The following is a 230-nucleotide window of genomic DNA, read 5'->3' on the forward strand; positions in this document are numbered from 1 at the left end:
GTTCAACGCGTCGGATTTTGGCGTGCCGCAATTGCGGCCGCGGGTGGTGATTGTCGCCATTCGCAAGGATCTGGCCGAGAATTTCACCTGGCCGGTGTCGCTTGAAACCTCGCCCAGGACGGTTGGGCAAACGCTGTTTGATCTGATGGGCGAACGCGGCTGGCGCGGCGCGGCCAAATGGCGCGACGGCGCGGATGAGATTGCGCCGACAGTTGTTGGCGGATCGAAGC

The 230-nt window shown here is 63.0% G+C and carries 1 protein-coding gene; it reads left to right on the forward strand.

All coding sequences use genetic code 11. The features are described from left to right. On the forward strand, positions 1–230 hold a 230-nt coding region (locus Q4528_RS16570), incomplete at both ends, for a DNA cytosine methyltransferase (RefSeq protein WP_303522897.1).

This window comes from Staphylococcus pasteuri (assembly GCF_030547725.1).
Taxonomy (GTDB): Bacteria; Bacillota; Bacilli; order Staphylococcales; family Staphylococcaceae; genus Staphylococcus; species Staphylococcus pasteuri.